General features: G+C 64.5%; 26 protein-coding genes and 2 pseudogenes. 10 read left to right on the forward strand and 18 right to left on the reverse strand.

Features of this window, described 5'->3' with window-relative positions; genetic code table 11:
- The 13 genes and pseudogenes from nuoK to ABH922_RS08180 all read right to left on the reverse strand — a co-directional run bounded on the left by nuoK (position 1) and on the right by ABH922_RS08180 (position 11680).
- Positions 1-300, reverse strand: coding sequence for an NADH-quinone oxidoreductase subunit NuoK (nuoK, locus tag ABH922_RS08120; RefSeq protein WP_424806424.1), 300 nt, complete (start codon positions 298-300; stop codon positions 1-3).
- A complete protein-coding gene (locus ABH922_RS08125) occupies positions 297-1088 on the reverse strand; it encodes an NADH-quinone oxidoreductase subunit J (protein ID WP_424806425.1) in 792 nt (263 codons plus the stop codon). The genes nuoK and ABH922_RS08125 overlap by 4 nt, the downstream gene beginning before the upstream one ends.
- Positions 1030-1621 (reverse strand): annotated as a pseudogene (gene nuoI / locus ABH922_RS08130) (NADH-quinone oxidoreductase subunit NuoI). Before nuoI ends, ABH922_RS08125 begins: the two are co-directional and overlap by 59 nt.
- Positions 1614-2996, reverse strand: coding sequence for an NADH-quinone oxidoreductase subunit NuoH (gene nuoH / locus ABH922_RS08135; protein ID WP_424806426.1), 1383 nt, complete (start codon positions 2994-2996; stop codon positions 1614-1616). Before nuoH ends, nuoI begins: the two are co-directional and overlap by 8 nt.
- Positions 2993-5398: an NADH-quinone oxidoreductase subunit G gene (locus ABH922_RS08140; protein WP_424806427.1), complete on the reverse strand. Its 2406-nt coding sequence runs from the start codon at positions 5396-5398 to the stop codon at positions 2993-2995. Before ABH922_RS08140 ends, nuoH begins: the two co-directional genes overlap by 4 nt.
- Positions 5395-6696 carry an NADH-quinone oxidoreductase subunit NuoF gene (gene nuoF, locus ABH922_RS08145; RefSeq protein WP_424806428.1) on the reverse strand — a complete coding sequence of 434 codons (1302 nt, stop codon included), beginning with the start codon at positions 6694-6696 and terminating at the stop codon, positions 5395-5397. The genes ABH922_RS08140 and nuoF overlap by 4 nt, the downstream gene beginning before the upstream one ends.
- 1 nt (position 6697) lies before the next feature.
- Positions 6698-7486 carry an NADH-quinone oxidoreductase subunit NuoE gene (gene nuoE / locus ABH922_RS08150; RefSeq protein WP_424806429.1) on the reverse strand — a complete coding sequence of 263 codons (789 nt, stop codon included), beginning with the start codon at positions 7484-7486 and terminating at the stop codon, positions 6698-6700.
- Entirely contained in the window at positions 7483-8790 is a 1308-nt protein-coding gene (nuoD, locus tag ABH922_RS08155; protein WP_424806430.1) for an NADH dehydrogenase (quinone) subunit D, read from the reverse strand. The genes nuoE and nuoD overlap by 4 nt, the downstream gene beginning before the upstream one ends.
- A pseudogene (locus ABH922_RS08160) lies at positions 8790-9434 on the reverse strand (NADH-quinone oxidoreductase subunit C); the annotation flags it as partial. The gene nuoD and the pseudogene ABH922_RS08160, both read right to left, overlap by 1 nt.
- A gap of 14 nt (positions 9435-9448) precedes the next feature.
- Positions 9449-10003, reverse strand: a complete 555-nt coding sequence (locus tag ABH922_RS08165) for a NuoB/complex I 20 kDa subunit family protein (RefSeq protein ID WP_424806431.1) — start codon at positions 10001-10003, stop codon at positions 9449-9451.
- Positions 10004-10065: 62 nt separating this feature from the next.
- Entirely contained in the window at positions 10066-10425 is a 360-nt protein-coding gene (locus tag ABH922_RS08170) for an NADH-quinone oxidoreductase subunit A (protein WP_424806432.1), read from the reverse strand.
- 166 nt (positions 10426-10591) lie between these two features.
- Positions 10592-11014: a hypothetical protein gene (locus ABH922_RS08175; RefSeq protein ID WP_424806433.1), complete on the reverse strand. Its 423-nt coding sequence runs from the start codon at positions 11012-11014 to the stop codon at positions 10592-10594.
- Positions 11015-11221: 207 nt separating this feature from the next.
- Positions 11222-11680 carry a toxin-antitoxin system HicB family antitoxin gene (locus ABH922_RS08180; RefSeq protein WP_424806434.1) on the reverse strand — a complete coding sequence of 153 codons (459 nt, stop codon included), beginning with the start codon at positions 11678-11680 and terminating at the stop codon, positions 11222-11224.
- A gap of 137 nt (positions 11681-11817) precedes the next feature.
- On the opposite strand from ABH922_RS08180, the gene thyX reads away from it, so the two are divergent.
- From thyX to ABH922_RS08200, 4 genes are read left to right on the forward strand one after another with little or no spacing between them, the layout of a single operon-like run.
- Positions 11818-12570, forward strand: coding sequence for an FAD-dependent thymidylate synthase (gene thyX / locus ABH922_RS08185; RefSeq protein ID WP_424806435.1), 753 nt, complete (start codon positions 11818-11820; stop codon positions 12568-12570).
- A 43-nt stretch (positions 12571-12613) separates the two neighbouring features.
- The gene (gene dapA, locus ABH922_RS08190) at positions 12614-13519 is read left to right on the forward strand and encodes a 4-hydroxy-tetrahydrodipicolinate synthase (RefSeq protein WP_424806436.1); all 906 of its coding nucleotides are present in this window, start codon (positions 12614-12616) and stop codon (positions 13517-13519) included.
- Positions 13520-15466 (forward strand): ribonuclease J, encoded by a 1947-nt coding sequence (locus ABH922_RS08195; RefSeq protein ID WP_424806437.1) that lies wholly within the window; start codon positions 13520-13522, stop codon positions 15464-15466.
- A gap of 60 nt (positions 15467-15526) precedes the next feature.
- The gene (locus ABH922_RS08200; protein WP_424806438.1) at positions 15527-16150 is read left to right on the forward strand and encodes a TIGR03085 family metal-binding protein; all 624 of its coding nucleotides are present in this window, start codon (positions 15527-15529) and stop codon (positions 16148-16150) included.
- Here ABH922_RS08200 and ABH922_RS08205 read toward each other — a convergent pair.
- Positions 16125-16619 (reverse strand): hypothetical protein, encoded by a 495-nt coding sequence (locus tag ABH922_RS08205; protein ID WP_424806439.1) that lies wholly within the window; start codon positions 16617-16619, stop codon positions 16125-16127. The two genes, ABH922_RS08200 and ABH922_RS08205, sit on opposite strands and share 26 nt — an antisense overlap.
- Between ABH922_RS08205 and ABH922_RS08210 the strand changes: the two genes are divergently transcribed.
- Positions 16594-19062, forward strand: coding sequence for a DNA translocase FtsK (locus ABH922_RS08210; RefSeq protein WP_424806440.1), 2469 nt, complete (start codon positions 16594-16596; stop codon positions 19060-19062). The two genes, ABH922_RS08205 and ABH922_RS08210, sit on opposite strands and share 26 nt — an antisense overlap.
- 58 nt (positions 19063-19120) lie before the next feature.
- On the opposite strand, the gene ABH922_RS08215 is transcribed toward ABH922_RS08210, so the two are convergent.
- Positions 19121-19405 carry a YciI family protein gene (locus ABH922_RS08215; protein WP_424806441.1) on the reverse strand — a complete coding sequence of 95 codons (285 nt, stop codon included), beginning with the start codon at positions 19403-19405 and terminating at the stop codon, positions 19121-19123.
- 52 nt (positions 19406-19457) lie between these two features.
- Positions 19458-19982: an amino-acid N-acetyltransferase gene (locus tag ABH922_RS08220; RefSeq protein ID WP_424806442.1), complete on the reverse strand. Its 525-nt coding sequence runs from the start codon at positions 19980-19982 to the stop codon at positions 19458-19460.
- Between the two features lie 120 nt (positions 19983-20102).
- On the opposite strand from ABH922_RS08220, the gene pgsA reads away from it, so the two are divergent.
- From pgsA to pspM, 5 genes are all read left to right on the forward strand, one after another.
- Complete coding sequence (pgsA, locus tag ABH922_RS08225; protein WP_424806443.1) at positions 20103-20735, forward strand: CDP-diacylglycerol--glycerol-3-phosphate 3-phosphatidyltransferase; 633 nt, start codon at positions 20103-20105, stop codon at positions 20733-20735.
- On the forward strand, positions 20732-21232 hold the full coding sequence (locus tag ABH922_RS08230; RefSeq protein ID WP_424806444.1) for a CinA family protein: 501 nt from the start codon (positions 20732-20734) through the stop codon (positions 21230-21232). The genes pgsA and ABH922_RS08230 overlap by 4 nt, the downstream gene beginning before the upstream one ends.
- 103 nt (positions 21233-21335) lie before the next feature.
- Positions 21336-21674, forward strand: coding sequence for a helix-turn-helix domain-containing protein (locus ABH922_RS08235; RefSeq protein WP_424806445.1), 339 nt, complete (start codon positions 21336-21338; stop codon positions 21672-21674).
- 177 nt (positions 21675-21851) lie between these two features.
- A complete protein-coding gene (locus ABH922_RS08240) occupies positions 21852-22664 on the forward strand; it encodes a PspA/IM30 family protein (protein ID WP_424806446.1) in 813 nt (270 codons plus the stop codon).
- Between the two features lie 30 nt (positions 22665-22694).
- Entirely contained in the window at positions 22695-23528 is an 834-nt protein-coding gene (gene pspM / locus ABH922_RS08245; protein ID WP_424806447.1) for a phage shock envelope stress response protein PspM, read from the forward strand.
- Positions 23529-23549: 21 nt separating this feature from the next.
- Here pspM and ABH922_RS08250 read toward each other — a convergent pair whose 3' ends face one another.
- Positions 23550-24155, reverse strand: coding sequence for an energy-coupling factor transporter transmembrane component T family protein (locus tag ABH922_RS08250; protein ID WP_424806448.1), 606 nt, complete (start codon positions 24153-24155; stop codon positions 23550-23552).
- Positions 24152-24832: an energy-coupling factor ABC transporter ATP-binding protein gene (locus ABH922_RS08255; RefSeq protein ID WP_424806449.1), complete on the reverse strand. Its 681-nt coding sequence runs from the start codon at positions 24830-24832 to the stop codon at positions 24152-24154. Before ABH922_RS08255 ends, ABH922_RS08250 begins: the two co-directional genes overlap by 4 nt.
- Positions 24833-24837: the final 5 nt, after the last annotated feature.

A 24837-nucleotide genomic window follows, 5' to 3' on the forward strand; every position in this document is an offset into this window, starting at 1 on the left:
TCAGTACTTCAGCAGATCGGCGTCGTCGACGGATACCGAACGTCGGGATCGGAAGATGAGCATGATGATTGCCAGGCCGATGACCACTTCGGCGGCGGCGACGACCATCGTGAAGAAGGCGAAGATCTGGCCGTCGAGGTTGCCGTGCATACGGGCGAACGTCACGAAGGCGAGGTTGGCGGCGTTGAGCATCAACTCGACACACATGAACACGACGATGGCGTTGCGCCGCAGGAGAACTCCGGCAGCGCCGATTGTGAAGAGCAGAACCGACAGATAGAGGTAGTTCTCGGGGTTCACGTCTGTGCCTCCTCGCCGGTATTCGAATCCGTGGATCGAGGGGTGAGTACGCTGCTCACCGACAGTCGCGAGAACGATCCGTCCGGGAGCATCGCTGGCATGTCCACGGCATTGTGGCGGGCGTACACGCCCGGACTGGGCAGTGGTGTCGCCGAGCCGGGTTCTGGATTGTTCTCGTCACTGGCCAGATAGGTGAACCGTCGTTGTGACAGCTCGCGTTGGCTCGAGGACAGTCCGATCTTCTCGCGGTGCGCGAGCAGCATCGCGCCGAGCGTCGCGGTGATCAGCAGTGCACCGGTCAACTCGAATGCCCACACGTAGCGCACGAAGATCAGGTTGGCGAGAGCGTCGATGTTGCCCTGCTCGAGCCCGGTGAATCCGGTGAAACCCGAAATCGAGGCGTTGCCGAGGCCGCCGATCAGGAGCAGTCCGAACCCGACCCCGACCACGATCGCGCTGATGCGTTGTCCCCGAAGCGTTTCGCTCAGTGAGTCCGACGAATCCACACCGACCAACATCAGGACGAACAGGAACAGCATCATCACCGCGCCGGTGTAGACGACGATCTGTACGACGCCGAGGAAGAGTGCGCCCTGCACGATGTAGAAGACAGCCAGGATGATCATCGTCATGGCCAGGAACAGCGCCGAGTACACGGCTTTGGGTGCGGCGACGACTCCCAGCGCGCTGATCACCACCAGAGTCCCCAGAATCCAGAACTGCACCGCCTCACCGGTGGACGTGGACATCAGGGCGCCGTCCGCGAGGATCACCGCCGGCGCGGTCATCGCTCTACATCCTCGTTCGGCCCTGCTTCGGCGGTGATGTCGCCGCGATAGTAGTCGTCCTGCGTCGTCCCCGGACGGAGTGCGTGCGGGGGAGCGTCCATCCCTGGCATCAGCGGGGCGAGCAACCGGTCCTTCTCGTAGATGAGCCCGGCCCGGTTGTCGTCGACCATCTCGTACTCGTTGGTCATCGTCAGCGCGCGGGTCGGGCAAGCCTCCACACAGAGACCGCAGCCGATGCACCGCAGATAGTTGATCTGATAAACCCGCCCATACCGTTCACCGGGCGAGAAGCGATCGGCGTCGGTGTTGTCCGCGCCCTCCACGAAAATGGCGTCGGCCGGGCACGCCCACGCGCACAGCTCGCATCCGATGCATTTTTCGAGTCCGTCCGCGTACCGGTTGAGTTGGTGGCGTCCGTGATATCCCGGCGCGGTCGGGCGCTTCTCCTCCGGATACGACTCGGTTTCCGGCTTCTTGAACATCGTCGACAGCGTCACTCCGAAGCCGGCGATCGTTCCGAGGAATTCAGGCATGGGAGTCCTCCGATGTGTCGGAAACGCTGCGTGCAACCATGTCGACTGCCGCAACTTCTGGGCGCTGCAACTTCTGGGTGCGTTGGCCGGGTAACGGCGGCACCGGGAATCCGCCGGCCATCGCATCGAACGGCTGGGCATCGAACGGCTGGGCGTCGAACGGCTGGGCATCGAACGGCTGGGCATCGAGCGAGGCAGACGGATCGGCGGCGGACCGCTTTCGGTCTCGAAAGGTTCCGGCCAGTACCGCTGCGAGAGCGCCACCGAGAACGATTGCGACGCACAGCAGTACGAGCCAGGTGTTGTATCCCTCGTTCCGGAAGGCACGGACGGTGGCGATCACCATCACCCAGACCAACGCGGCCGGGATCAGGATCTTCCAGCCGAGGTTCATGAACTGGTCGTAGCGCAGGCGGGGCAGGGTGCTGCGCAACCAGATGAAGACGAACAGGAATACCCAGACCTTGGCGACGAACCAGAGGACCGGCCACCACCCGGAGTTCGCCCCGTCCCAGAGATTGAGCGGGAACGGCGCATGCCAGCCACCCAGGAACAGCGTGGTGGCCAATGCCGAGACCGTCACCATGTTCACGTATTCGGCGAGCATGAACATCGCGAATTTCAGCGAGGAGTACTCGGTGTGGAAACCGCCCACCAGTTCGCCCTCGGCCTCCGGTAGATCGAAAGGCGCCCGGTTGGTTTCGCCTACCATGGCGGTGACGTAGATCACGAACGACGGCAACAGCAGGAAGACGTACCACGACCCTTCCTGAGCGCTGACGATCCCGGACGTGGACATGGTGCCCGCGTACAGGAACACCGCGGCAAAGGACAGACCCATCGCCACCTCGTAGGAAATGACCTGCGCCGTGGATCGGAGCGCGCCGAGCAACGGATACGTCGATCCCGACGACCAACCGGCCAGGACTATGCCGTACACGCCGATCGAGGTGACAGCCAGGATGTAGAGAACACCGACCGGCAGATCGGTCAACTGCAGCGGCGAGAGTGTGCCGAAGATCGACACCTGCGGGCCGAACGGGATGACGGCGAAAGCCATGAATGCCGGAACGACCGCGATGACCGGTGCCAGAAGGTAGATCGGTTTGTCGACGCCGGACGGTGTGATGCCTTCCTTGAGTGCGAGTTTCACCCCGTCGGCGAGGCTCTGCAGGATTCCTCGCGGTCCGACGCGATTGGGTCCGATGCGCATCTGCATGCGCGCCATGACTTTTCGTTCCGCATAGATGGCGACGAGCGGGGTGAGAACGAGAAACACGAAGATCGCGAGCGCTTTGCCGATCACCAGCCACCACGGATCGTGCCCGAACGCCGACAGGTCGGCCGGTGCCGCGACGTATCCGACGCCGGTCATTGCCGCTGCGCCTTCGCGATCGTCACCACGGACCCCGCCGTGACGGCGAGTCTCTCGTGAACCGCACTACCCGCCGACGCCAACGGAAGCCAGACCACACAGGGCGGCAGATCGGCGACCACCAGCGGCAACGTGATCGAACCGGAAGGGGTCGAGACCGTCACGTGATCGCCGTCCGCAGCACCGATGTCGGCGGCCGTCTCGACCGACAACCGGACCAGCGGGGTTCGCGCCGTGCCCGCCAGATCGGGTTCCCCGTCCTGCATACGTCCGCTGTCGAGCAGCATCCGCCAACTCGCGAGCAGTGCCTCTCCCCGCCCCGGTGTCGGTGCCCGGCCGGCAGGTGCGTCCGGGGCGGGAGCCCGCACACCGGTCCACGCTCCGAGCTCGAGGATTTCGGTCCGAGCAGCCGACGCGTCGGGCAGTCCGAGATCGAGGTTCATCTCGGCGGCGATCGCATGAAGGACACGCTGATCCGGCATCACACCCGTCGTTCGCAACGCCGTGTCGAAGGGTCGATCCCGACCTTCCCAGTCGAGAAAGGTGCCCGGTTTCTCGGCTACGGGAGCCACCGGGAAGACGACGTCGGCAAGGTCGGTGACCCCACTGCGGCGTATCTCGAGGCTCACCACGAAGCGCGCCGATTCCAGGGCCGCGCGCGCTGCCGCCGGATCCGGGAGGTCCGCGAGTTCGACGCCGCCGACGAGGAAGGTCGACGGCCCACCGCCGCCCAGCATGGCTGCCGTATCCAGCCCGTCGGAGATCGGGATGGAGCCACCCCACACCGATTCGACCTCCTGGCGGGCGTCGGGGTCCGCGACGGGACGCCCGCCGGGAAGCAGAGCGGGAAGTGCGCCGGCATCGAGGGCTCCGCGCTCACCGGCGCGGCGCGGAACCCACGCCAGGGCAGCCCCCGTCGACGCGGCCAGTCGCAGCGCCGCCGAGAATCCACCGGGAATCCGGCTCAGTCTCTCGCCCACCAGAATCACCGCGCCGGGAAGTCGGAGTGCATCGCCGTCGGCACTGCCGTGCTCGCTCAACGAATCCATCAGGGCCGCTTCATTCCCCGGCTCGATCTGCAGGAGTCGTCCGCCGGTTTTCTGCAATCCGCGAGTGGTGAACGGTGCGGCGGCCAGCACGGTGGTGCCGGCGCGTGCGGCTTTGCGTAGCCGCAGGAAAATGACGGGCGACTCCTCCTCGGGTTCGAGCGCGACCAGCAGTACGGTGGGGGCCGACTCGAGATCCGCATACGTCGTCGACTGTTCGATCGTGCGACCGGCGACATGCGCAGCGAGGAAAGCGCTCTCCTCGGGAGAGGTTGCCCTGGAACGGAAGTCGATGTTGTTGGTATCGAGGGCGATCCGAGCGAATTTGCCGTACGCGTACGCGTCCTCCACCGTGGAACGTCCGCCGACGAGTACCCCGACGTCGCCGCGCGCCTGCTCGAACGCACGGGCCACCCGATCGAGAGCCATCGGCCACGACGCCGATACCAGCTCGCCGTCCGCGCCGCGAATCAGGGGAGTGGTGATGCGGTCGCCCTGCGTCGCATAGGTGAACGCGAACCGTCCCTTGTCGCAGTTCCATTCCTCGTTGACGGCGGGGTCGTCACCGGCGAGACGGCGAAGGACCCTGCCGCGTCGATGATCGGTGCGCTGCGAGCATCCGCCCGCGCAGTGCTCGCACACGCTGGGACTGGACACCAGATCGAACGGCCTCGCCCGGAACCGGTAGGCGGTGCTGGTCAGTGCGCCGACGGGGCAGATCTGAATGGTGTTGCCCGAGAAATAGGACTCGAACGGCTCGTTCGGGTAGATCCCCACCTGTTGTAGCGCGCCGCGTTCGAGGAGATCGATGAACGGGTCCCCCGCGATCTGACTGGAGAACCGGGTGCACCTGGCGCACAGCACGCACCGTTCACGATCGAGGAGAACCTCCGACGAGAGGGGGATCGGCTTGGGATACGTCCGTTTCTGTTCGCCGAACCTCGACTCGGTACGGCCGGTCGACATCGCCTGGTTCTGCAGGGGACATTCGCCGCCCTTGTCGCAGACGGGGCAGTCCAACGGATGGTTGACGAGCAGCAACTCCATGACCCCTCGCTGCGCTTTTTCGGCAACCGGCGACGTGCGTTGGGTGGTGACCACCATGCCCTCGGCCACCGGCGTCGTACACGACGCCACCGGCTTGCGTTGCCCTTCTACCTCCACGATGCACTGACGGCAGGCACCGACCGGGTCGAGCAGCGGATGATCACAGAACCGGGGGATCTGGGTGCCGATCATCTCGGCAGCACGAATGATCAACGTGCCCTGAGGGACCTGGACGTCGGCCCTGTCGATCGTGAGCGCGACCAGGTTTGTGGTCTCGGCCCGGTCCGTGCCGTCGGAGTCAGCGGTCATGAGACGAACGCTCCTCTCGCGAGAACGGACCGGTGCGGATCGAACGGGCAGCCGCGCTGCTCGAGATGCATCACGTATTCGTCGCGAAAGTACTTCAGCGACGACACGATCGGACTGGTGGCACCGTCACCCAGAGCGCAGAAGGACTTACCCGCAATCGTGTCCGAGATGTCGAGTAGCTTCTCGAGATCTTCCTCGGTACCCGAGCCGCCCTCGAGACGCCGCAGAATCTGCACCAGCCAGTACGTGCCCTCGCGGCACGGCGTGCACTTGCCGCAGGATTCGTGAGCGTAGAACTGCGTCCACCGCAGAACAGCCCGCACGACGCAGGTGGTGTCGTCGAAAATCTGTAACGCCTTCGTGCCGAGCATGGAACCGGCGGCACCCACACCCTCGTAGTCGAGGGGCACGTCCAGATGTTCGTCGGTGAAGATCGGCGTGGAGGAACCGCCCGGCGTCCAGAACTTGAGAGTGTGCCCGGCGCGGACGCCACCGGCGTATCCGAGAATCTCACGCAGTGTGATGCCGAGTTCGGCCTCGTACTGGCCGGGAGTGGTGACATGACCCGACAGCGAGTACAGCGTGAATCCCGGTGACTTCTCGGTTCCCATGGACCGGAACCATTCGGTACCGCCGAGAATTATCGACGGAACACTCGCGATCGACTCGACATTGTTGACCACCGTCGGGCACGCGTACAAACCCGCAACCGCCGGGAACGGCGGACGCAACCGAGGCTGACCACGACGGCCCTCCAACGAGTCCAGGAGTGCCGTCTCCTCACCGCAGATGTATGCACCTGCCCCCGCGTGAACCACCAGGTCCAGATCGAATCCCGAACCCAGCACGTCCCGGCCCAGATAACCGGCCGCGTAGGCTTCCGCGACGGCGGCCTGCAGGCGTCGGAGGACGGGGACCACCTCGCCGCGAACGTAGACGAACGCCTTGGCGGCGCGTATCGCGTACGCGGCGATGATCACCCCCTCCACCAACGCGTGCGGAGTCGCCATCATCAACGGCATGTCCTTGCACGTACCTGGCTCGGACTCGTCCGCATTGACCACCAGGTAGTGCGGCTTTCCGTCACCTTGTGGGATGAAACTCCACTTCAGGCCGGTCGGGAAGCCCGCCCCGCCCCGTCCGCGCAGTCCGGCGTCCTTGACCGTCTCGATCACCGCGTCGGGCGACCCGGACAGTGCCGCGCGCAGCGCCTGGTACCCGTCGTGGCGCTGGTACGTCTCGAGCGTCCACGAATTCGGTTCGTCCCAGTAGCGACTCAGGACGGGAGCGAGTGGCATGTCAACTCCCGTCACTCGAGGGTCGGCCCGCATCCAGCCCAGCCAGGGTTGCCGCGCCGGTCGTCTGCGCTTCGGCGGCGTCGGCACGGGTATCCGCGAAACCGGCGAGCGTGCGGGCGGTCTCACGGAAGGTGCCCAACGTCGCGCCGCGACTGGGTGTCACGCGCCGACCGGCACGCAGCGCGTCCACCAACTCGCGGGCCGACTCGGGTGTCTGGTTGTCGAAGAACTCCCAGTTGATCATCACGACCGGCGCGTAGTCGCAGGCCGCATTGCATTCGACGTGCTCGAGGGTGATCTTGCCGTCCGTCGTCGACATCGTGTGTTCGCCGTCGCCGCGCTCGCTCTCGGCGTCGAGATGGCGTTCGAGAGCTGCGAGGATGTCGTCACCGCCCATCACCGCGCACAGGGTGTTGGTGCAGACCCCGACCAGATACTCACCTGTCGGCCCCCGTCGGTACATCGAGTAGAACGTGGACACCGCTGCCACCTCGGCGCCGCTCAAACCGAGTTTCGCGCTGCAGAATTCGATTCCGGCCGGGGTGATGTACCCGTCCTCGGACTGGACGAGATGAAGGAGCGGCAACAGCGCCGAGCGGCTCGTGAGAGCACCCCGGCCGTCCGCGGTGTCGCGATAGCGGGCGATGACGATGTCGGCGTCGGCATGCAGTCGAGCCAGCACGTCCGGCTCGTAACCGGCCTTCGCCCCCGGACGCACCAACGCGGTGGGCTCCTCCGGTCTCGGCCCGAGTTCGATGAACACCCGCGACGCGGGGTTCGGCCCGGTCATCGGTCCACCCCGCCCATGACAGGGTCGATACTGGCCACCGACGCGATCACGTCGGAGACCATTGCGCCCTCGCACATCGCCGCCACCGCCTGCAGATTGGTGAACGAAGGATCGCGGAAATGGACGCGGTACGGTCGGGTGCCGCCGTCGCTGACCATGTGCACCCCCAGTTCGCCGCGTGGCGACTCGACCGAGACGTACACCTGACCTGGTGGTACTCGTATACCTTCGGTGACCAGCTTGAAATGGTGGATCAGACCTTCCATGGACGACTCCATGATCTTGGCGATGTGCTTCTGCGAATTACCGAGCCCGTCCTGCCCGACGGACAGATCGGCAGGCCAGGCGATCTTCTTGTCTTCCACCATGACCGGACCCGGACGGAGCTTGCCCAGGCACTGCTCGACGATCTTGAGTGACTCCTTCATTTCCTCGACCCGAATGACATACCTTCCGTAACAATCGGATCCGTCGTGAACCGCGACGTCGAACTCGTAGTTCTCGTACCCGCAGTAGGGCTGCGCCCGGCGCAGATCGTGGGGGAGTCCGGTAGCGCGCAGTACCGGACCCGTGACTCCGAGCGCCATACAGCCGGTGAGATCGAGATATCCGATGCCCTGGGTTCGCGCCTTCCAGATGGCGTTGTCGCTGAGCATCAACTCCATCTCACGCAACCGCTTCGGCAAGACCTTCAACAGTTCTCGTACCTTCGCCACCGAGCCGTCCGGAAGATCCTGAGCGAGTCCGCCCGGCCGGATGTACGCGTGATTCATCCGAAGTCCGGTCACCGCCTCGAACACGTCGAGAATCAGTTCACGTTCCCGGAATCCGAACAGCATCGCGGTGACCGCGCCGAGCTCCATCCCGCCGGTGGCCAAGGCAACCAGATGCGAGGAGATCCGATTGAGCTCCATCATCATCACCCGGATGACGGTGGCGCGTTCGGGTATGTCGTCGGTGATCCCGAGCAGTTTCTCGACTCCGAGGCAATACGCGGTCTCGTTGAAGATAGGGGAGAGGTAATCCATGCGAGTGACGAACGTGACGCCCTGCGTCCAGTTCCGGTACTCGAGGTTTTTCTCGATCCCGGTGTGCAGGTAGCCGATTCCGCAGCGTGCCTCCATCACCGTCTCACCCTCGATCTCGAGAATGAGTCTGAGCACCCCGTGCGTGGACGGATGCTGCGGGCCCATGTTGACCACGATCCGTTCGGCACCGGAACCCGAAGCGGCGGCCGCCACGACATCGTCCCAGTCCTGGCCCGCAGCGGTGACCACGGTGTCGGTCTGCCTCGAAGTGTCCATCAGTTGTACGACCTACGCTCGTCGGGGGGAGGCGTCTGAGCACCCTTGTACTCGACGGGTATTCCACCGAGCGGGTAGTCCTTACGCTGGGGGTGCCCTTTCCAGTCGTCCGGCATCTGGATGCGCGTCAGTGCGGGATGGCCGTCGAAGACGATTCCGAAGAAGTCGAACGTCTCGCGTTCGTGCCAGTCGTTCGTGGGATAGATCCCCACCACGGACGGGATGTGGGGATCGGAATCCGGCACGGACACTTCGAGTCTGATCCGCCGATTGTGGGTGATCGACGAGAGCGGGTACACGCCGTGCAGTTCACGGCCGACGGTCTGCGGATAGTGCACCCCAGACACCCCGAGGCAGAGTTCGAAGCGCAGGTCGGCCTCGTCGCGCAATCGCCTGGCCACCCGCAGGAGGTAGGACCGCTCGACGTGCAGCGTCAACTCCCCGCGAAAGATCACCACCTTCTCGATCGCGTCGTCGAAGGAGACTCCGATACCGTTCAGCGCTGCGGTCAAGGAATCCGCAACCTCGTCGAAGTAGCTGCCGAACGGTCGAGATGCGTTGTCGAGCAGAGCGATCGGCTGTTGCAGTCGACTGTAGCCGGACGTGTCGCCGCTGCCGCGAACCCCGAACATGCCTCTGGCGTCGGTGTTGCCCGTCGTCATCGCAGCAACCCCTTCATGTCGATGGTCGGGGTGGCGGCCAGTGCGGCGCGTTCGGCGGCGGCCCGCGCTTGTTCGCGATTGACGCCGAGCGGCATTTCCTGAATTTTGCGATGCAGTTCGATGATGGCGTTGAGCAGCATCTCCGGCCGCGGCGGACACCCGGGAAGGTAGATGTCCACCGGCACGATGTGATCCACTCCTTGCACCACCGCATAGTTGTTGAACATTCCGCCCGAGGATGCGCAGACCCCCATGGCCAGAACCCATTTCGGCTCGGCCATCTGGTCGTACACCTGACGCAGTACCGGACCCATCTTCTGGCTCACCCGACCGGCGACGATCAGGAGATCAGCCTGCCGCGGTGACGCCCGGAAGGCCTCCATGCCGAAACGGGCCAGGTCGAATCGGCCGGAGGTGGTTGCCATCATTTCGATCGCGCAACATGCAAGCCCGAAAGTGGCGGGCCACAGCGACCCTTTGCGGACGTAGCCGGCCAGACCTTCGACGGTGGTCAGCAGAAATCCGCTCGGAAGTTTTTCTTCGAGACCCATATCCGACTCTTCTCAGTCTGAGCAGTGCCCGTACATCCGGTCTTGTCCGACTCGCGTGTCGTCTAGTCCCAACCGAGACCGCCCCGTCTCCACTCGTATGCATAAGCGACCGAGACGTTGACGACGAACAGTCCCATCGCGGCGAGGCCGAACAGTCCGAGGGAGTCGAAATGCACTGCCCACGGGTAGAGAAAGACGATTTCTATGTCGAAGATGATGAACAACATCGCCGTGAGGTAGAACTTGACCGGGAAGCGTCCACCACCGGAAACCTGGGCGCTCGGTTCGATTCCGCACTCGTACGCCTCGAGTTTTGCCCGGTTGTATCGTCTGGGGCCGATCACCGACGCCAGAATCACCGAGACCACGGCGAACGCTGCCGCGACCGCGCCGAGAACGAGAACAGGCAAGTAGGCATTCACGGGAACCGAACTCCCTCCGCTGTGCGGACGACTAGATCGATGTGTGATCTACAACACTAATCCTAGGGGCTGCCTCGCGGTGATGGAGTGATTTCGGAGTTGCGGTGTTGCCCGGACCGAAGGTCCCTCCTCGGCGGTGCCGCAGGGAATCACCTGGGCGGTGCCGCTAGTGGTCGAGTCGGGCTCGAAGGAGTCCGATCACGGCATCGGCGAGCTCGATCGGATCGACGGGTTGTGCCACAGCAGCTTCCGCGCGTGACCACTTGGCGAGCCATGCGTCGTCTGCTCGGCCGGTCAGCACGAGGACGGGAGGGCAGTCGGTGATCTCGTCCTTGAGCTGCTTTGCCATGCCCATCCCGCCGACCGGGCTGGCCTCTCCGTCGAGGATTGCGAGGTCGATTTCCCCGGCGTCGAGAGTGCGGACCACGATCGGAGCTGTCGCCACCTCGACGTATCGGATGATGGGCATTCGCGGGTGCGGGCGTTCGCCCAGGGCGAGCCTGACGCGCTCGCGGGTGTGGACGTTGTCGCTGTAGACGAGGATGCGCACCGGTGGCCGGGCGCTGAGATCCGAGACCGAGGCCGACACGTGGGCGACGTTACTCTGCGGCCAGGTCTGTGAACGTCGAAGTTCGAAATCGGCAAGAAGTTCCGCCGAAGACCTCGATTCGAGCCAGGCGGACGGTGCGGGTACCGAGCGGGGGCGGACTACAGGCGTCGAAGAGAATCGGTTCTGAACGGTGTTTTCCGTCAGGACTTTTCGGCGAGCGTCGTCGCGCAGGCGGCGCGGGTCGGGTTATCCCATCCCGTTCTTGCGCATCTGATCACGCAGGGCTCCCTGGACGGCTTGTGAGACCCAGGAATTGAGGGATACGCCGTTCTGATTTGCCGCCTCTTCCGCTTTTGTCTTGATCTGCTCCATCATGCGAAGCGTCACCCGGCTGATGTCGCCGCTGACATCTTCGAACGAGTAGGTGTTGGCCTGGGTTTCGTCCCGCGAGCCGGCGGAGGCGGCCGACGACTGGACGTCCACCTCGACGACGTCGCCGTCGAGGGCGATCTTGACGTCACGATCTTGCGTGGCGACGCCGATTTCCTTGGCCAGCTCGGTGGCGGCCGTGAGCAGGACGAGGCGAATCGACGGTTCGATCGCGACGGAGAGTGCCGCGGCGACGCGACGGGTCTCTTCGTCACCGAGTTCGGCAGCGGATACGAGATCGTGCTGCAGTTTGGCGATGTACGGCGAAATATCCATGACATCATAGTGACGCCATCTGTGACGTCAGTCAACCAGTTAAGTGATGTCAGCACGGACTTCGGTTCGAATCGGTGGATACAGTGACCACACCACGCAGCGACGCGCGCTGCGGTCGCTGCGTCGAGGAGTGGGTAGTGCCCAACACGGTGTCACTGAGAGTGCAGCTGATCGCCAAATCCGAGTTCGTCATGCCCTCGGGAGTCGATTGGGACACCGACGCGGACGGCGGCCAGGCCCTGGTCGAATTCTCCGGACGTGCCTGCTATCAGAGCTGGTCCAAACCGAATCCGCGGACCGCCACCAATGCCGGTTACATCAGGCACCTGCTCGAGGTCGGGCACGATTCCGTGCTCGAACACGCGACGGTCAGTTTCTACATCACCGGCATTTCTCGCTCGTGTACCCACGAACTCATCCGGCACCGACACTTCTCCTACTCGCAGCTCTCCCAGCGATTCGTCCGGGAGAACGACGCCAACGTCGTGGTCCCACCCGCGGTGGAAGGCGATCCGGAACTCGAAAAACTGTTCCTTGATGCCACCGACGAGAGTCGGCGTGCCTACGCCGAACTTCTGACCGCACTCGAAGGGAAACTGCAATCAGTTCCCGGAGCACCGGTCCGCGGCAAACAGGCTCGTCAGGCGGCCAGGTCGGTGCTGCCCAACGCCACCGAAACCAGGGTGGTGGTCACCGGAAACTACCGGGCCTGGCGGCACTTCGTCGACATGCGCGCAACCCCGCATGCGGATGTCGAGATCCGGCGAGTCGCTATCGAATGCCTGCGTCAACTTCGTGAACTCGCGCCAAACGTGTTCGGGGACTATGAAATTCTGCGTATCGGTGACGGCACGGAGATCGCGGCCAGTACATTCGCCGACGAGTCGTGACTCGTGTGCAGAACGCACGGCCATACCGGGTAACCTTCTGACCATGACCTACGGTGATCCCGCTTCTCTCGTCGAGCGTCCGTTCGGCACCTTGTCCGTCGCGATGGTGACCCCGTTCACCCCCGACGGAAAGTTGGATGTCGACGCTGGCGTGCGTCTTGCAGCCCATCTGGTGGACAACGGCTGCGACGGACTCGTGCTCGCCGGTACCACCGGTGAATCTCCGACCACGACCGAGGCGGAGAAGCTGGACCTGCTCGAGGCCGTGATCGCCGCAGTCGGTGACCGCGCCAAGATCATCGCCGGGGCAGGCAGCAATGACACCGCGCACAGTGTGGAACTCGCGCGGGACGCGGCCGGAGCAGGCGCGCACGGACTTCTCGTGGTCACCCCGTACTACTCCCGCCCCCCGCAGGCCGGCCTTTTCGCCCATTTCACCGCAGTTGCCGACGCCACCGACCTACCCGTCATGCTCTACGACATTCCGCCCCGCTCCGTGGTGCCCATCGAGACGGAGACGATTCGTCGTCTCGCCGAGCACCCGCGTATCCGCGCCGTCAAGGACGCGAAGGGTGACCTCAATGCAGGCGCCGAACTGATCGGCACCACCGATCTGCAGTTCTTCTCCGGCGACGACCCACTCAACCTTCCGTGGTTGTCCGTCGGAGCCACCGGATTCGTCAGCGTCATCGGTCACCTCGTGCCCGGTCGACTGCGCGATCTGCACACAGCGTTTGTGTCCGGCGACACCGCCAGGGCACGCGAGATAAATCTCAGTTTGATCCCTGTGATTCGTTCCGTCGCCCGTCTGGGCGGCGTCAGCGCATCGAAGGCGGGACTTCGACTCATCGGAATCGATGTCGGAGAGCCGCGCCTTCCGCAGGTTGCCCCCACTCACGAGCAGATCGACGGGCTAGCCGCCGATCTGCATGCGGCAGGAGTTCTGTAAATGACCCGTCCCCCCCGACGTCGTAGTGCCAGCCGCCAGGCCGGACCGCCCTCACCCCCGGCGCCCGAAAAGGCCACACCAGTAGTCGATGCCCCGGCAACACCGGCAGTCCCCGAGGTAGTCGCAGTGGCCGAACCGGCCGCGGCGCCGAAGAAGGCCGCGGCGAAGTCGCCCCGCAAGTCTTCCGGGGGTAGCCGTCCGGCTGCAGCGAAGTCCGGGAGCGGACGGGGGTCCAAGCGTCCGGAGACCAAACCCGCCGTGGATCCCACCGGTCGTCTCGGTACCCCGCCCAAGGCCCCTGCGGCCGGACTGCGCGTCGTCGCTCTCGGTGGCATCGGGGAAATCGGCCGCAACATGACGGTCTTCGAACACAAGGGCAAGCTGCTCATCGTGGACTGCGGTGTCCTTTTTCCGGAGGACCAGCAGCCCGGCGTCGACCTGATTCTGCCCGACTTCCGTTACATCGAAGACCGCATGGACGACGTCGAAGCCGTCATCCTCACGCACGGCCACGAGGACCACATCGGTGCGCTGCCGTTCCTGTTGCGCCTGCGTGCGGACATCCCTGTGGTCGGTGCGAAGTTCACCCTCGCCCTGGTCGCAGCCAAATGCCGCGAACATCGGTTGCGTCCGAACCTGGTCGAGGTCGTCGAAGGCGACACCACCAGCCACGGCCCGTTCGACTGCGAGTACTTCGCTGTCAACCACTCGATTCCGGACGCGCTGGCCATCGCCATCCGCACCGACGCCGGGGTCGTCCTGCACACCGGTGACATCAAGCTCGACCAGCTGCCGCTCGACGGCCGACTCACCGACCTCGCGGGCTTCTCGCGCCTCGGCGACGAAGGCGTCGACCTGTTCCTCGTCGACTCCACCAACGCCGAAGTCCCCGGCTTCGTCACCCCGGAACGTGAGATCGGCGGCGTGCTCGACAACGTCATCGGCAAGGCCAAGCAACGCGTGATCGTGGCGTCGTTCGCCAGCCACGTCCACCGCATCCAGCAGGTGGTGGACGTCGCGGCCCGCTACAACCGTCGGATCGTGTTCGTCGGCCGCTCGATGGTCCGCAACATGCAGATCGCCCAGGATCTCGGCTACCTCACCGTGCCGGACGGGCTGGTCGTCGACATCGACACCGCGGCGAATCTTCCCGACGACCGTCTGGTCCTCATCTCCACCGGTTCGCAGGGCGAGCCCCTGGCTGCGCTCTCACGGATGGCACGCGGTGAACATCGCCAGATCAACATCCGCGCCAACGACCTCGTCGTCCTTGCGTCCTCACTGATTCCGGGCAACGAGAACTCGGTGTTCGCAGTTGTCAACGGTCTCGCCAAGCGGGGAGCCACCGTCGTCACCCAGCAGAGCGCTAAAGTTCACGTGTCTGGTCACGCCTCCGCCGGTGAACTGCTCTACCTCTACAACGCGGTCCGTCCGACCAACGCGATGCCCGTCCACGGCGAATGGCGGCATTTGCGTGCCAATGCCGCCCTGGCCAAGGCAACAGGTGTTCCCGAAGAGCGCATCGTGCTCGCCGAGGACGGCGTCGTCGTCGACATGGTCGACGGACTCGCCGAAATCGTCGGCCGGGTGCCGGTCGGACATGTCTATGTCGACGGTCTCTCCGTCGGTGACGTCGGCGAACCCACTCTGTCGGACCGTCTGGTGCTGGGGGAGGGCGGCTTCATCGCCATCACCGTCGTCATCAACGAGACCACCGGACGGACCGTCAGCACCCCCGAGGTGTCCGGCCGCGGCTTCTCCGACGACCCCACCGCACTCAAGGACGCAGCAGAGCTGGTCGAATCCGACCTGCTACGCCTCAACAGCGAGGGCGTCATCGACGCGCACCGCATCGCGCAGTCGGTTCGACGTGTGGTCGGCCGATGGGTCGCCGAGAAGTACCGTCGTCGCCCGATGATCGTTCCCACCGTCATCGCGGTACCGTGATCGACTACCGGTGAAGCCGAGGTACTCGCGTCCGTCACTGACGCGAGTACCTTGGGGCTTGTGACTTTCGCCCATGACGAACGGCTGGCCCTCGTGGACAGCATGTCCGAATTCGGCCCCGACGCGCCAACGCTGTGCGGGGACTGGACCACCCGTGATCTGGCAGCGCATCTGATTGTTCGTGAACGGCGCCCGGACGCGGCGCCCGGCATCATGATCAGCGCTCTGGCGGGCCACACCGAGAAGGTCCGCGCGGCAGTCGCCGCCCGCCCTTGGCCGGAGTTGCTCGACGACGTTCGGCAAGGGCCGCCCCGCTGGTCGCCGATGTACTGGTTCGACGCGCAGGCCAACACCACGGAAATGTTCGTGCACCACGAAGACGTCCGTCGTGCCCATGTCAACTGGAAACCGAGAGTCCTCGACGGCGACCGTCAGGAACAGTTGTGGAAGTACGCCAAACAGGTAGCGAAGTTGGGATATCGCAAGGCCGGCGTCGAAGTGGTCTTCGAGCGACCGTCGGGCGAGAGCGCGCTGGTTCGCAAATCCGGTTCCCGCAGCGTGATCTTGCAAGGTGAGCCCGCAGAACTCCTCCTGCACGCCTTCGGTCGAAACGAAGTTGTAGTCGACGCGAAAGGGGAGTTGACCGACGTGCAATCGGTCATGACCCTCGACCGCAGCTTCTGACGCGGATCGACACGGATTCAGGGTGTTCGAACACTCGATCGACAAACGAACATGCTGTTGCTGGTGTTGCGGATGGTCCAGTCGCGATTGCACCGACTAGCCTGGACGCCATGGCAGGTAAGTCGAGCGCCCGGGAATCCAGTACGAGCGCGTCCACATCCAGAAGCTCGACCAGCAGGAACTCGACCACCAGGTCGTCGGCGTCCGCGCCGCGAACCGGTGCAAAGCCACGATCTTCCCGCACCACCCGAACCGTCTCGACGCCGCGCAGCGCCGCGGCGTCGGCGCGTACCGGTAAGAGCAGCGGGAGTCGAGGCAAGTCGTCCACACCGGCGGCGAAGAAGAAGACCGCAGGCGCATCGTCCAGACGACCGGCGGCCAAGCCCGTCCGCAAGTCCAGCCCCCTCGCCTCGGTAGGAAAAGCAGTAGGAGCCGGATGGTCCTTGGCCGCTCGCGGCGTCGGCGCCACCACCCGGACCGTCAGCAAGGTCGGCGATATCGAAGCCGGTCACCGTCGCGACGGAATCGCTTTGGGTCTCATCGCCTTCAGTGTCGTCGTCGCAGGTAGCGTCTGGTTCGCCGCCGGGGGGCCGGTGGGCGGCGGGATCGAGACCGCAGTACGTTCCGTGCTCGGGTCGGCGTCCGCTCTTCTCCCGATCATCGGCGTCGGAATCGCCGTGATCCTCATGCGCACCGAACCGCGCCCCGAAATTCGAGCCCGCTTGGTGATGGGCTCGCTCCTCGTCGGACTACCCGCGCTCGGAATCTGGCATGTCGCAACGGGATCGGCGACCACCGCTGCCGATCGGGCCAACGGCGGCGGCATGCTCGGATACCTGATCGGCGGTCCGTTGACCAACGGATTGACCGCTTGGCTGTCCATTCCGCTGCTTGTCATCGCAGCCGGTTTCGGTGTGCTTCTCCTGACCGGGACCACCCTGCGCGAGGTTCCGGGCAAGTTCCATTCCTTCTTCGGTACCTCTGTCGGCGGAGACGACTTCCACGACTACGGATCGGACTTCGGTCCCGACGACTACGACGACCATCGGTACGACGACGTCTCCTTCGACGGTGCCGAGTTCGACGCGGACGGCTACCCGGTGGACACGTACGCGGAGCCGCCGCTGCGCCCGTCCAAACGATCTACCCGCCGGGCGCCGATCGACAACTACCCGACCGACGAATTCGACTCGGGCGACAAGAAGACAGAGGTTCTGGGCTTGTGGAACCCCGACGAGCCGGCCACGGCCGAACCGGAGCCGCCGGCCCCGGTCGCGGTGCCCGTGAGCCCACCCGCCGCGGCCCCCGTTGCCCGAGCCAAGAATCCGGCCCGTTCGGTGCCCATCGCGAAGCCCGTCCCCAAGCCGGACCCCGAACCGGAGGAGGCAGAGCAGTTCGTCACGGATCGGGTGACCGACGGCGACTACACCCTGCCGTCGACGTCGTTGCTGATCGAGGGCGATCCGCCGAAGCTACGCAGTCCTGCGAACGACGCGATGATCGAAGCGATCAGCGAAGTGCTCGAGCAGTTCAAGATCGATGCTGCCGTCACCGGCTTCACGCGCGGCCCGACGGTGACCCGGTACGAGGTGGAACTCGGACCGGGTGTGAAGGTCGAGAAAATCACCGCGTTGGCGCGAAACATCGCATACGCCGTCGCGACGGACAACGTTCGGCTTCTCGCCCCGATCCCCGGCAAGTCGGCCGTCGGGATCGAGGTGCCCAACTCCGACCGCGAACTGGTGCGACTGGCAGACGTCCTCAACGCGCCCAGCACACGTCGCGATCACCATCCGCTCCTGATCGGGCTCGGAAAGGACATCGAAGGCGACTTCGTCAGTGCCAACCTGGCGAAGATGCCTCACCTGCTCGTGGCGGGTTCGACCGGTTCCGGTAAGTCGAGCTTCGTGAACTCGATGCTCGTCTCACTGCTCACACGCGCCACGCCTGAAGAAGTCCGTATGATTCTCATCGACCCGAAGATGGTCGAGTTGACACCGTACGAGGGTATTCCGCACCTGATCACACCCATCATCACGCAACCGAAGAAGGCAGCGTCCGCGCTGGCCTGGCTGGTCGAGGAGATGGAACAGCGATACCAGGACATGCAAGCCAACCGGGTACGTCACATCGACGACTTCAACTCCAAGGTCAAGTCCGGTGAGATCACCGCGCCGTTGGGCAGTGAACGCGTCTACCGGCCGTATCCGTACATCCTCGCCATCGTCGACGAGCTCGCCGACCTGATGATGACCGCACCCCGCGACGTCGAAGAGGCCATCGTGCGGATCACGCAGAAAGCGCGCGCGGCGGGCATCCACCTCGTCCTGGCCACCCAGCGGCCGTCGGTGGATGTCGTCACCGGCCTGATCAAGACGAACGTGCCCTCGCGGCTGGCTTTCGCGACGTCCTCGCTGACCGACTCGCGGGTCATCCTCGATCAGCCGGGTGCCGAGAAGTTGATCGGTATGGGTGACGGACTGTTCCTGCCGATGGGCGCCGGTAAGCCGACCCGTATGCAGGGCGCGTTCATCACCGACGAGGAAATCACGGCGGTGGTGGACTTCGCCAAGAACCAGGCCGAACCCGAATACACCGAAGGTGTCACGGCGCAGAAGGTCGGGGAGAAGAAAGACGTCGATCCCGACATCGGCGATGACATGGACGTCCTGCTCCAAGCGGTGGAGTTGGTGATCACGAGTCAGTTCGGCTCGACGTCGATGCTGCAGCGCAAGCTCCGGGTGGGCTTCGCGAAAGCCGGTCGCCTGATGGACCTGATGGAGAACCGCGGAGTGGTCGGGCCGAGCGAAGGCTCCAAGGCCCGTGAGGTTCTCATGAAGCCGGAAGAACTCGACGGATTGCTGTGGTCCATCCGTGGTGGCGATCCGGACGAGGCACCGGCAGAGAATTGACGGCCGGCGTCGACGGGTGGGGTGGGTGCTCGTACACGCTCCACCCGTCGATGCCGAGTCAGGAACTGAACTGACCGAGTACCGGAACCCATTCGGTGAACAGCGCGGTCTCGATCAGATCGGCGATCGCGAACGGGTCGTGGGTGAACAGCAGGCGGACGGTGTCCAGGTCGGCCGCCTCGACGATGATCAACGCACCGCTGCCGTCGGCGTACGGACCCGAGGACACGACGATGTCGCGCTCCACCAGATCTCCCAGCCACGCTCGATGATCGGCGCGAACCTCACCGCGCTGGGTACTGGTTTCGGCCGTGTAGGTGTACTGGACGAGGAACAACGACATCTGAACCGCTTTCGATTGTGGGATTTCGATCGGGAGGTGAATGGTCAGGTGGTCAAAGTGTCAGGAGCATACGAGTGTTCCCGAGTGTGTTGGGTTTCACATAACTGAGGTCGAGGAACTCGGCGACGCCGGCGTCGTACGACCTGCACATTTCGGCGTACACCTCCGCGGTCACCGGGGTTCCGTCGATTTCGGTGAAGCCGTGCCTTCCGAAGAAATCGGTCTCGAACGTCAGAACGAAAATCCGTTCGAGTTCGAGTTCTCTGGCCACCTCGATCAGCTTGTCGACCACCTGGTAGCCGGCTCCTTGCCCCTTCGCGGTGGGATCGACTGCGACGGTCCGGATCTCGCCGAGATCCGACCACAGCACGTGGAGGGCTCCGCACGCGATGACCTGCTGATTCCGTTCGGCGACCCAGAACTCCTGAACGGCTTCGAAGAGCGTCACCAGATTTTTCTCCAGCAAGATGCGACCGGCGTAGATGTCGATGAGGCGCTTGATCTCGGGCACGTCCGACGTTCGCGCCCGCCGCACGATCAGCGGGCTTTCGGCGGGTGTCGGCGAGGTCGAAGTCATGTGGTGCACATTAGTCAATCGCCGTACCGATATTCTAAGTCGCGTGCCTGTCCGCCCCTTGAAGTTCCCAAGCCGCCCGGATCTGTCCCGGGTTCGGAACACCGCTGTCGCGGTGAGCCGATGAGTGTTCCTCGCGACGACCGGCGCGCTGTGGTTTCGGACCCACTCGGCTCGCATTCCGCGGACACCGAAGTGCCGCTCTTCAACATCGCGAACATCTTGACGATGATCCGGATCGTTCTGGTCCCGGTGTTTTTGCTCGCCCTGTTCGCGGACGACGGGCATTCGACGGGGTGGCGACTCGGCGCCATGGGAATCTTCGTCGTCGCGGCGATCACGGACCGGATCGACGGTCAGCTGGCCCGCAAGTACGGCCTTGTGACGGACTTCGGCAAGTTGATGGATCCGATCGCGGACAAAGCGTTGATCGGTGCCGCCCTGATCGGGTTGTCGATGCTCGGCGATCTGTCCTGGTGGGTGACGGGTGTGATCATCGCTCGTGAGCTCGGAATCACTCTGCTGCGTTTCGCGGTCCTGCGTCATGCCGTGATCCCCGCAGGTAAGGGTGGCAAGCTCAAAACTCTGGTGCAGGCTGTGGCCATCGGGTTCTACCTGTGTCCCCTGCCTGACGGTTGGAGCACGGTCAGTTCTGCGCTGATGGCCGCCGCCGTGGTTCTGACCGTCGCAACCGGTGCCGAGTACGTCGTTCAGGCGATTCGGCTTCGCGTCGGTGTACGGGCGGTCGAGTCGTGAGCTCGGATCCCCTTCTCGTGCCGGAGGTGGTCGAGTTGGTCGCCGAGTTGGTGGCGGTGGGTGAGAGTGTCGCGTCGGCAGAGTCGCTCACGGCAGGGTTGTTCGCGGCGACGGTGGCTTCGGTCCCCGGATCCAGCGCAGTCCTGCGCGGCGGTCTCGTCGTCTACGCGACCGATCTCAAAGCAACCTTGGCGGGGGTGAACCCGGACCGTCTCACCGAGGACGGCCCGGTCTCCGAGCGCACTGCGCGGGCGTTGGCGACCGGTGCGGCCGATCGTTGCGGCGCCGACTGGGGTGTCGGGCTGACGGGTGTGGCCGGTCCGGCAGAGCAGGACGGGCACCCGGTGGGAACGGTGTATCTCGGTGTCGCGGGGCCGACCGGAGTCACTTGTGACACGCTGGAATTGGCAGGCGACAGGTGGGAGATTCGTCGGCAGACAGTGTTGTCGGCCGTGTCGCGTCTGCGCGAACGTGTCGCCGAGCGTGCGGCACGATAGGCTCGGGAACCAATCGGTCGTGTTCGGACGTTGACGGACGAGAAGCGTCGATCGTCGACAAGACGGACCGGCGCGATGAGGTGAACGATGAAGGAGGAGCGAGATGGCGCTGCTATTGCGTGAGGCAATCGGTGACAGTCTCCGGCGTACGCGCGTTTCGCAGAGCCGCACGCTACGTGAGGTGTCGAACAGTGCGCGGGTGAGCCTGGGCTATCTGTCCGAGGTGGAACGAGGACGCAAGGAAGCGTCGAGCGAACTGTTGGCAGCTATCTGCGACGCGCTCGCGGTACCGCTGTCGGACGTGCTGGTGGATGTGAGTGAGACGCTCGCCACCAAGAAGGCTCCTGCCGTGGACGCTGGGGTATCGACGTCGCCGAGCATCGCTCGCGACACTCGTGTGGTCATTCCGGCTCCGAACGCACGCAGTTTGGCTGCCGCGTAACCATCAGCGGCCGTAACCGATAGATTGTGTTTATCAACCGCCTGTTCCAGCGGGTGGGGGTAGAGCTCGGAGGGCGCAGCCCTAGTTTCGCAGGGCGCAGCCCCTGTTGCGGTGCGCGAGGGTCGCGCTCCGGGTCGCGTACGGCGCGGCGCATCAGATGGAGGCAGGAACAAACCCATGGCTAATCCTTTCGTCAAGGGCTGGAAGTACCTGATGGCACTCTTCAATTCCAAGATCGATGAGAAGGCCGATCCGAAGGTGCAGATTCAGCAGGCGATCGAGGACGCGCAGCGCCAGCATCAGGCGCTGTCCCAGCAAGCTGCGTCGGTGATCGGCAATCAACGTCAACTCGAGATGAAGCTCAGCCGCCAGCTCGACGAGGTGGAGAAGCTCAATGCCAATGCACGTCAGGCAGTCAACCTCGCCGATCAGGCAGCAGCTGCCGGCGACAACGACAAGGCAATCCAGTACACCAACGCCGCCGAGGCCTTCGCTGCCCAGCTGGTGACGGCGGAACAGGGTGTCGAAGACCTCAAGGCCCTGCACGATCAGTCGTTGCAGGCAGCTGCTCAGGCGAAGAAGGCCGTAGAGCAGAATGCCATGACCCTGCAAGCCAAGGTCGCGGAGCGAACCAAGCTCCTGAGCCAGCTCGAGCAGGCCAAGATGCAAGAACGGGTGAGCGAGTCGCTGCGCTCGATGGACAGCACTCTCTCCGCGCCGGGTAACACTCCCAGCCTCGACGCCGTACGCGACAAGATCGAGCGCCGCTACGCCGATGCGCTCGGCTCCGCGGAACTGGCACAGAACTCGGTTCAGGGTCGCATGATGGAGGTGCAGCAGGCATCGGTGCAGATGGCCGGGCACAGCCGCTTGGAGCAGATCCGGGCATCGATGAAGGGTGATGCGTTGGGAGCAGGCGGATCGTCGGCGGTTCCGGCGACGCCGTCCATCGAGAAGCAGCCGCCTGCCGCCGGAACCACCGGCCAGTAGCCGTTTCACGTCGATTACGGAAAAATACTGATGGCTTCACGTCGAGACGGTCGATCCGAGCACCCGCACGGATCCACCGTCTCGAGTGTTTTCGGCGCGATCACGCAGGCCGCGGACACCATTCGCGATGTCGGAGCGTCGGCATCCGACGCTGCTCGCCGGTGGCGTGACCCACGCGTCAAGTTCGAACGTCAGCGAGCGCGGGCCCGTCGACGCGCCCAGCGGTGGGGTTTTGTCTCCGGTGGATCGGCGGTGGGTACCGCTGGTCTGCTCGTCGCATCCGCACCCGAGTGGTCGGTGGTTCTCGCTGGTGGTGGGGCAGCTTTGTGCGCGGTTCCGGCCGCGGTGGCGTTCGGTCGCTACCGATCGATGAGCAGCAATTCGGTGCAGAACCTGCAGCCGGTGCATCGTCTGCCACCGTCGTCGTCGGCCGCGTTCATTCCGATCTCGCGCGTGGTCGGTGCGGAGACGTCACTGTTCGAGATTCTGGGTGTTCTTCGACGAGCGGACACGATCGATCCGGCGGAGTTGGACGAGATCACCGAGATCGCGGACTCGGCTGTCAGCGCGATGTTCGCCGTCTCCTCGGACATCGTTGCTGTGGAGCGGGCGGTCTCGGCCACCCCGACCGTCGGTGCCACGTTGGCGCCGACGCTGCAGGGGGCGGTGCGTGAGCTCGGGGCCGGACTGTCGCAGTTCGAGGATCTGGTGTCTGCGGCTGCAGCGTTGACCGCACCGCACCCGCCGTCCACGATGGTGGGTTTCAACCGTCAGCTCTCGGCTCTGCAATCGGCGGCCGAGCGACTCGCCGCTCTGGCCGATGCCATCGGCGAGGTGGACGACATCACCGGAAGACACTCGTGAACCGTAGGCCGGTTCGTGGTGTCAGTCGTCCGCGCCGCGAGCGGCCAGCGCTTCGCCCATGGCGTCGGCGGTCATGAGGGTGCCGACGACGACTGGGGCGACGAAGGAACGCAGTGAGAAGCCGAGCCCGCGTGCTTTTCGGGCCTCGGAGACTTTGGTGATCACCTCGAAGATCAGCGGTATACAGCGGACCGTCATCGCGAAGACGAGAGCAATCCGGTCGGGGTCGAGTCCGACTCTGCGCAGTGGTGCCAGAAAACGGGTGATGGCGTCGAGCATGTCGGAGATGCGAGTTGTCAGACCCATGACGGCTGCGAACCCGATGGAGATGATCAACACTCCGCAGACGACCACCGCACGGTGCCAGCCGGCGACGATCCATTGAAATGTGCCGATGAAGAGCAGCATCCACAGGGCCGGGCGCAGTTGTCGGAGTGCATCGCGGACCGGGATGCGGGCGACGACGTACAGGGCGACGAGAAGTGCGGCAGGCGGTGCGAGGTGCCACGGTTTGTGTACGAACACCGAGACGGCAACGATTGCGAGCACCAGGCCGAGGAGTTTGACCCCGGTGGGCATCCGATGCAGAAAAGAGCGGCCGGGTCGGTAGACGCCGAGCGTGGTCACGAGACCAGGGCCCGGTATGTGGCTATGGACTCGTTCGGGAGGCCGTCTGCGACGACCTCGCCGTGATCGATCACCAGCACCCGTTCGAACGACGAGAGCAGTTCGAGTTGGTGGGTGACGACGATCAACTGTTGGTCGAGGGATTCGAAGACGGCGCTGATGAGCCGTGAGTTTCGAAGGTCGAGCAGTGTGGTGGGCTCGTCCGCGACGAGCACTCTGGGCTCGGTCACCATGATCGCGGCGAGCGCCAGCAGTTGTTTCTGCCCGCCGGACAGGTGGTGAGTGGGGTGATCGGCGTGACCGGCGAGACCGAATCGCTCGAGTACCGACGTTACCTTCGCGGCCCGGTCGGCCTTGCCGAGTCCGCTTCGGCGGAGCGAGAATTCGATGTCCTCGGCGACGGTGGGCATGACGATCTGGTGGTTCGGATCGGTGAAGACGAAGCCGACCTGCTTTCGAACGTCGCGCCCTTTTCTGGCGGTGTCGAGTCCGTTGACCGTCACGTGCCCGGACGTGGGTACGACGAGTCCGTTGATCATGCGAGCCAGCGTCGATTTGCCGCTCCCGTTCGAACCGACTATTCCGATCCGCTGTTCGGTGAGCGTCAGATCGACGTGGCGCAGGACTGGTCGGTCACCGAAGCTGTGCCCGACGCCGTCGAAGAGGATCTCGTTCATCGTTG

Origin of the sequence: Rhodococcus sp. 27YEA15 (assembly GCF_049739425.1) — a bacterium.
In the GTDB taxonomy this organism is placed as follows: domain Bacteria; phylum Actinomycetota; class Actinomycetes; order Mycobacteriales; family Mycobacteriaceae; genus Rhodococcus_F.

Excerpts from the sequence above, each read along its gene's own strand:
- pspM (WP_424806447.1), top strand. The coding sequence starts at position 22,695 with ATGGCTTCACGTCGAGACGGTCGATCCGAGCACCCGCACGGATCCACC.
- ABH922_RS08140 (WP_424806427.1), bottom strand. The coding sequence starts at position 5,398 with ATGACCGCTGACTCCGACGGCACGGACCGGGCCGAGACCACAAACCTG.
- ABH922_RS08125 (WP_424806425.1), bottom strand. The coding sequence starts at position 1,088 with ATGACCGCGCCGGCGGTGATCCTCGCGGACGGCGCCCTGATGTCCACG.
- ABH922_RS08235 (WP_424806445.1), top strand. The coding sequence starts at position 21,336 with ATGGCGCTGCTATTGCGTGAGGCAATCGGTGACAGTCTCCGGCGTACG.
- ABH922_RS08195 (WP_424806437.1), top strand. The coding sequence starts at position 13,520 with ATGACCCGTCCCCCCCGACGTCGTAGTGCCAGCCGCCAGGCCGGACCG.
- nuoF (WP_424806428.1), bottom strand. The coding sequence starts at position 6,696 with ATGCCACTCGCTCCCGTCCTGAGTCGCTACTGGGACGAACCGAATTCG.
- ABH922_RS08220 (WP_424806442.1), bottom strand. The coding sequence starts at position 19,982 with ATGACTTCGACCTCGCCGACACCCGCCGAAAGCCCGCTGATCGTGCGG.
- ABH922_RS08240 (WP_424806446.1), top strand. The coding sequence starts at position 21,852 with ATGGCTAATCCTTTCGTCAAGGGCTGGAAGTACCTGATGGCACTCTTC.
- ABH922_RS08215 (WP_424806441.1), bottom strand. The coding sequence starts at position 19,405 with ATGTCGTTGTTCCTCGTCCAGTACACCTACACGGCCGAAACCAGTACC.
- nuoE (WP_424806429.1), bottom strand. The coding sequence starts at position 7,486 with ATGACCGGGCCGAACCCCGCGTCGCGGGTGTTCATCGAACTCGGGCCG.
- nuoD (WP_424806430.1), bottom strand. The coding sequence starts at position 8,790 with ATGGACACTTCGAGGCAGACCGACACCGTGGTCACCGCTGCGGGCCAG.
- dapA (WP_424806436.1), top strand. The coding sequence starts at position 12,614 with ATGACCTACGGTGATCCCGCTTCTCTCGTCGAGCGTCCGTTCGGCACC.
- nuoH (WP_424806426.1), bottom strand. The coding sequence starts at position 2,996 with ATGACCGGCGTCGGATACGTCGCGGCACCGGCCGACCTGTCGGCGTTC.
- ABH922_RS08180 (WP_424806434.1), bottom strand. The coding sequence starts at position 11,680 with ATGGATATTTCGCCGTACATCGCCAAACTGCAGCACGATCTCGTATCC.
- ABH922_RS08165 (WP_424806431.1), bottom strand. The coding sequence starts at position 10,003 with ATGGGTCTCGAAGAAAAACTTCCGAGCGGATTTCTGCTGACCACCGTC.
- ABH922_RS08255 (WP_424806449.1), bottom strand. The coding sequence starts at position 24,832 with ATGAACGAGATCCTCTTCGACGGCGTCGGGCACAGCTTCGGTGACCGA.
- pgsA (WP_424806443.1), top strand. The coding sequence starts at position 20,103 with ATGAGTGTTCCTCGCGACGACCGGCGCGCTGTGGTTTCGGACCCACTC.